At 67.3% G+C, this 5,822-nt stretch carries 6 protein-coding genes; 3 read left to right on the top strand and 3 right to left on the bottom strand.

All coding sequences use genetic code 11. The annotated features are described in order from the left end of the window. Nucleotides 1-301: 301 nt before the first annotated feature. Nucleotides 302-1,744 (top strand): glycosyltransferase family 39 protein, encoded by a 1,443-nt coding sequence (locus VFW69_RS20725; protein ID WP_526504076.1) that lies wholly within the window; start codon nucleotides 302-304, stop codon nucleotides 1,742-1,744. Here VFW69_RS20725 and VFW69_RS20720 read toward each other — a convergent pair whose 3' ends face one another. Next, entirely contained in the window at nucleotides 1,745-2,572 is an 828-nt protein-coding gene (locus VFW69_RS20720; RefSeq protein WP_526504074.1) for a glycoside hydrolase family 16 protein, read from the bottom strand. 333 nt (nucleotides 2,573-2,905) lie between these two features. On the opposite strand from VFW69_RS20720, the gene VFW69_RS20715 reads away from it, so the two are divergent. Beyond that, nucleotides 2,906-3,499: a hypothetical protein gene (locus tag VFW69_RS20715; protein ID WP_526504072.1), complete on the top strand. Its 594-nt coding sequence runs from the start codon at nucleotides 2,906-2,908 to the stop codon at nucleotides 3,497-3,499. Here the strand turns inward: VFW69_RS20715 and VFW69_RS20710 are convergent. Continuing rightward, complete coding sequence (locus VFW69_RS20710) at nucleotides 3,496-4,515, bottom strand: NADP-dependent oxidoreductase (protein WP_526504070.1); 1,020 nt, start codon at nucleotides 4,513-4,515, stop codon at nucleotides 3,496-3,498. The genes VFW69_RS20715 and VFW69_RS20710 overlap by 4 nt on opposite strands. A 58-nt stretch (nucleotides 4,516-4,573) precedes the next feature. Here VFW69_RS20710 and VFW69_RS20705 point away from each other — a divergent pair, with 58 nt between their 5' ends. Further along, the gene (locus VFW69_RS20705; protein ID WP_526504068.1) at nucleotides 4,574-5,269 is read left to right on the top strand and encodes a DUF3060 domain-containing protein; all 696 of its coding nucleotides are present in this window, start codon (nucleotides 4,574-4,576) and stop codon (nucleotides 5,267-5,269) included. 13 nt (nucleotides 5,270-5,282) lie between these two features. Here the strand turns inward: VFW69_RS20705 and VFW69_RS20700 are convergent, their stop codons facing one another. Then, complete coding sequence (locus tag VFW69_RS20700; RefSeq protein WP_526504066.1) at nucleotides 5,283-5,672, bottom strand: Rv0313 family protein; 390 nt, start codon at nucleotides 5,670-5,672, stop codon at nucleotides 5,283-5,285. Nucleotides 5,673-5,822 lie beyond the last annotated feature (150 nt).

The raw sequence follows: 5,822 nt of genomic DNA, 5'->3' as shown, positions 1-5,822 counted from the left end.
CCGGACGGACCACCCGAAACGGGCTGCGGACCGGTTGGCCGTTGTACCCGATCGACGCGAGCGGACCCATTGATCGATCATACGTTCGAATCGGCGGCCGGATGAGCCCCCTGATCGGCCCGGTTGGCTTCTGGCAACATAGCGGTGTGTTCAGCCAAACCGCGACGTCCCGGGCGGTTCGGTGAGCATCGGAGCTACCGAAGCATCACACGATCGCCGCGGCGCGCCGGGGGGTCGCCGATTGGCGACACCGGCCGCGCTGGACCCGTTGATCGTCGCAATCGCGGCCGCCGCGGTGAGCATGGCCGGCGCCGCCCGGCCCTCGTTCTGGTACGACGAGGCCGCGACCATCTCGGCCGCCTATAGCCGGTCGCTGGCCCAGATATGGCACATGCTGGGCAATGTCGACGCCGTCCACGGTTTGTACTACGTCCTCATGCACGGCTGGTTTCAGGTCTTCCCGCCCACCGAGTTCTGGTCGCGCGCGCCCAGCGCCCTGGCGGTAGGCGGGGCGGCAGCCGGCGTCGTGGTGCTGGGGAAGCAGTTCTCCTCCCGTACCGTCGCGGTGGCCTCCGGTGTGTTCTGCGCGATCCTGCCCCGGACCACGTGGGCGGGCATCGAGGCTCGCCCCTATGCGATGTCGATGATGGCCGCCGTGTGGCTGACCGTCCTGCTGGTTTATGCCGCGCGCCGCGACACCGCTTGGCTGTGGCTGTCGTATGCCGTCGCGTTGGCCTGCTCGATCGTGCTCGACGCGTACCTTGCGCTATTGCTGGCGGCTTTTGTCGCGTTCGTCGGCGTCTTCCACCGGAGCCGAACGACGTTGCTGGGCTTCGCGATTGCGTCGGCCGCGGCCGTGGCCGCGCTGCTGCCGTTCCTGATGACGGTCGCCGGGCAGGCACACCAGATCAGTTGGGTCGCACCCATCGGTCACCGCACCATCGAAGACGTGCTGATGCAGCAGTATTTCGAACGATGCCCCCCGTTCGCAGTGCTGTCGGCGCTGCTGATCGGCGCGGCAATCGTGTTGTGGGTCAGCGGGTCCGCGCGTCTGGCGGAGTCGCAGCGCCAACTGCTGGTGCTCGCGACGGGGTGGCTTGTGGCACCGACGGCCGCGATCGTCACGTATTCGGCGCTGGTTCACTCGATCTACACGCCGCGCTACTTGTGCTTCACCGCACCCGCGCTGGCGCTGACGCTGGGCGTCTGCAGTGGCGCGGTGGCCGCAAAACCGTGGGTGACGACGGCTGTCGTCGGTCTTTTCGCCTTGGCCGCCGCCCCGAATTATGTTCGGGTGCAACGTAACCCGTATGCCAAATACGGCATGGACTACAGCCAGGTCGCCGATCTGATCAGCGCGAGGGCGGCGCCGGGCGATTGCCTGTTGGTGAACGACACGGTGACGTTCATGCCGGCTCCCATGCGCCCGCTGATGGCGGCGCGCCCGGATGCCTATCGCAAGCTGATCGATCTCACGCTGTGGCAGCGGGCGACCGACCGCAACGACGTGTTCGACACCAATCTGATCCCCGAGGTGGTGGCCAGACCGTTGAGCCAGTGCGGCGTCGTCTGGATCATCACCCAGGCCGACCCGTCCCAGCCGGCGCACGAGCAGGGCCCGGCGTTGCCACCCGGCCCGCGCTATTGGGCATCACCCGCCTTCGCGGTGCCGCATGACCTGGGCTTCCGGCTGGTCGAACGCTGGCAGTTCAACCTGGTTCAGGTGCTCAAAGCGGAGCGATAGTCACCAGATGTGGATGTAGTCGACGAGCATGTCCGCCGGGAGGCCGGCAGCGGCAGGATCACCGGCGCCGACCCCACCGACAGCGAGGGTGAACATGGGCGTCATCCAATAGCCGGGGTTGTTGAACGGCCACCGGAAGTCGTCGGGGGCGCCCCCGTGGACGTGGATCGGTTTGTTCGAAACGCTGAAGTACTGCGCCCCGTCGCGGGCGAATTGAAACCCTTCCTCGCCCCAATGCATTCGCCAGGTGTGCCAGGCGCCGTCGACCATGCCGGGGATGGATTTGCCTTCCCACGTTTTGCCGTTTGACGCGGCGTGCACCGTGGTTCCCGGGGGCCACGAGCCGTTGCCGTACCACTCGAAAAGATCGACCTCGCCGTCTGGCAGCGGATCCTCGTTGACACCCCAGAACGCGGACCACAGGCCCGGCTCCAAACAGTCCAGCTTGATCCGCGCTTCCCAGGTCTGGTTGATCATGCTGCGGAAGTTGCCCCGCAGTTTGGCGCCGTAGTACGTGTCCCCTTCTCGGGTGGCACGCAGGACGAGGTTGGAGTTGCCGTCTTGGAACACGTTGCGCCGGTCGTCGCGGTAGATTCCCGCGACCGGCGGAAAGACGTCGTCCTGCCACGTCTGCACCGTCCATTTGCCCGGATCGGGAGCCGAACCCGCGGGCCCGTCGAACTCGTCGGCGAAGATGAAGCCGCCGCCCCCCGCCGCCGGCGCGGCCGGGACTGACGGGCCCGAGGGGGTGGCCCAGGCACCCGGCATGCGCATCGCAGCCCCGATCATGCCGAGGCCCGACATCAACATCATGCTGCGACGATCCATCTAAACCACCAATCGTTCGAAGCCGGCTCGTCAAGCTCGGCGACATCTCCCCGGGCAACTCTCGCAAACGGTGTTATGAAACCACGCGGTGGGGTGGCACGCATCCCGCGGCCGGGGCCCGCGCGCGGTGCGCGCACCCGATCCGCGCACGGCGTTCCCCGTCACGACCCGCGCACCGGCCCGTCGCCGCCACACCCCTCGCATAAACAAGCGACGATAGCAGCCGCGGCACCCACTTCCAGGGATTTCACGCCTCTACACCATCAACCTGGTTGACATCACCGGATCCCCTGGTATCAAGGAAGTTGATGGTCTGAGAAAGGAAAACAGCTCATGTCTCATGGATTCTTCGGTGGTTTTGGTGGCCCCGGTTTCGATCGTCCGGGCTTTGGTGGTCCGGGGTTCGGCGGCCCAGGTTTTGGCGGCCCGGGCGCCGGCGGTCCCGGCTCCGCACCCTTCGGCAAGAAGGGTCGTCACGGCCTCAAGCGCGCGGCGTTCGTCACCGCGGCTTTGCTGCTGGACGGGCCGGCTGACGCCGCCCAGGTGGTGCAACGGGTGGCCGAAGCGACCGGCGGCGCGTTCACCCCTCCGCAGGACGTGGCCGAGCTTGCGATTGGCATACTCGCCGGCCGCGGCGTGGTCACCGTCGACGGCGGCGTGGCGACGCTGACCGAGCTCGGCCGAAACCTGTTGGCCTGGCGTGGAATCAGCAGCGAGACCGCCCACGCCTTCCTGGGCCGCGCGGCCAAGTTCGGTGACGTCGTGAAGATCCGCAAGGAGTTCTTCGAGATCGCCGGATTGGCCCGCACCATCGCATGGACGGGCACCGACGAGCAGAAGCAGCAGCTCGCCGAGACGCGGACCACGGTGCTCGAGGCGCTGACCGATGCGCGCAAGGCGCTACACCGGGTACTCGGCGCGGCCTAGCGTGGACTGGGTTCACTCAGCCTGACCAGGGTCTTGCCGACGTTGACGCCGGTGAACAGGCCGTTGAGGGCATCGACGCACGACTCGATGCCCTCAAAAATGGTCTGCCGGTGGTGAAGTCGGCCTTCGGCCTCCCACTGGCGCAACGCGGCGAACGCCTCGTCGAAGCGGCCCCACTGATCTAGCGCGTTGAACCCCTGCATCAGGGCGGTCTTCGACAACAGGTTCACGTAGTTGGCCGGCCCGGGGTGATCACCGGTCAGGTAGCTGGAGATGACGCCGCACAGGACGACGCGCGCGCGGGCGGCCAGGCGACCCAGCACGGTGTTGAGGATGGGGCCGCCCACGTTGTCGAAGTAGACGTCGACGCGTTGCGGGCAATGCCTTTTCAGCGCCGCCGCGATGTCGTCGTTCTTGTAGTCGATGCACGCGTCGAATCCGAAGTCCTCCACCACCGCCCGGCATTTCTCCGGGCCGCCCGCGATGCCGACGACCCGGGCGCCGGCGATCTTGGCGATTTGCCCGGCGACCGATCCGGTGGCACCCGCGGCCGCCGACACCACCACCGTTTCCCCCGGCTGCGGCCGGCCGATGTCGGTCATCCCGAAATAGGCGGTGGCGCCGGTCGGCCCGTAGACGGACATGATCGCCAGCTGGTCGTCCTCGCCCGGGATCGGCGTGCTGAACAGGTCGTCGCGGATGATCGCGTACTCCTGGAAGCCCGTCAGAGTCGTGACGACGTCGCCGACGGCGTACGCGTCACACCGCGACGCAACCACCTCGCCGATGCCGGCCGCCCGGATGACCTCACCCAGCTGTACCGGCGGAAGGTAGCTGGGCTGGTCGTCGAGCCAGGTGCGCGCGGCGGCGTCGATGCCGACGTAGGTGGTGCGCAACAGCGCCTCGCCCTCGGCGGGTTCGGGCGCGGGCGTGCTGACCATTTCCGTGTCATCCGGTTGGACAAGCCCGGAAGGGCGGCGACGCAACAGGACCTGGCGATTCGGCAAATCGGGCACGATCGTAAAAACTACCGAACGGCCCGGAAACGCAGAAGCGAATGGCATATTCATTCCCATGGCAGCAAACGAAGACCCGGAAGACCGGATCCGGGAACTCGAGCGCCCGCTCGCCGAGGCGGCGCGGGCGTCTGAGCAGGGCAGCGCGCGGCCCGCCGGCCAGAATTATCCGCCCGGCCCGGCGGGCGCCCCACCCCCGCCGCCGGCCCCGTGGACCTACGGCGGCCCGATGCCCGGGCCACCCCGGCAACGCCCCTCGAGTAACCGCGTCTGGTGGATCCTCGGCACGATCGTCGTCATCGGCGTACTGGCCCTCGCGGGCGGCATCGCGGCCTTTGCCGCACACCAGATTTCCGGCGTGAAGTCGATCATCGCCTCGCCGCCGACCATCTCCCAAACGTTCAGCCCACCGAGCGTTTCAACGAACCCCGGCCCATGGACCTCCCGCAGGCAATCACCCACTCCGTCGACCTCACCCACCGCACCGCCGGGCACCGAACTCAGCGTCTCCGGGATCAACGAGAACCGGACCATCGCCTGCAACGACAACATCGTCAACGTCAGTGGGGTCTCCAACACGGTGACGATCACCGGCCATTGCACCGGCCTGTCGGTGTCCGGTGTCCAAAATTCGATCACGGTCGAGGCCGTCGACAGCATCGAGGCGTCCGGCTTCAACAATAAGGTCACCTACCACTCGGGCGCGCCGAAGATCAGCAACTCCGGCGGCTCCAACGTGGTGCAGCAGGGCTGAGCGGAAACGACTGTTACGCGGGCTCTTCGGCGTCGTCGTCGTCGAGGACGCTGACCGCGATGCCGTAGGGCAGAAATCGCACCTTGCGTTTGGAATCGACGTTGTTCTTGTTCGCCCGCAGCGCGTCGAGTTCGGTCGCATAAACCTGTTCGACGCGTGCGCCGCCGTTGGCGTCGACCGTGTAGATGGCCCACACACCCTCGCCGGCTTCGCCGGCGGTTTCCGGGGCACTGCGCGGCCGCCGCGACAGGTCGTCGAAGACGGCGGACCAGCCCATCCGGCCACCGGGAGCGGCCACGAACTTGCTGACCCGCTCGAACACGTCGCGCAGCCCTTCGCTGCCTTCCCGGATCATTCGATCGAACTCGTCGGGGTCGAATCCGAAACCACTGTGCTCGCCCACGCGACCTCCTTGGCGCTCGTGCCGTAACTGCCAGTGTGCGCTCAGTCGAGACCGTTTGCCACGTGTTACGGAGCCGGGGGCGCCGGCGGCGGCGGCGGGTTGATCGGAATCGGCACGGTGACGAACGGGAAGTGCAGATACATCGTCACC

Origin of the sequence: Mycobacterium sp., from assembly GCF_036273375.1 — a bacterium.
Classification (GTDB): domain Bacteria; phylum Actinomycetota; class Actinomycetes; order Mycobacteriales; family Mycobacteriaceae; genus Mycobacterium.
The sequence above is the reverse complement of the archived record's forward strand: the minus strand, read 5'-3'. Positions and strand labels throughout refer to the sequence as shown.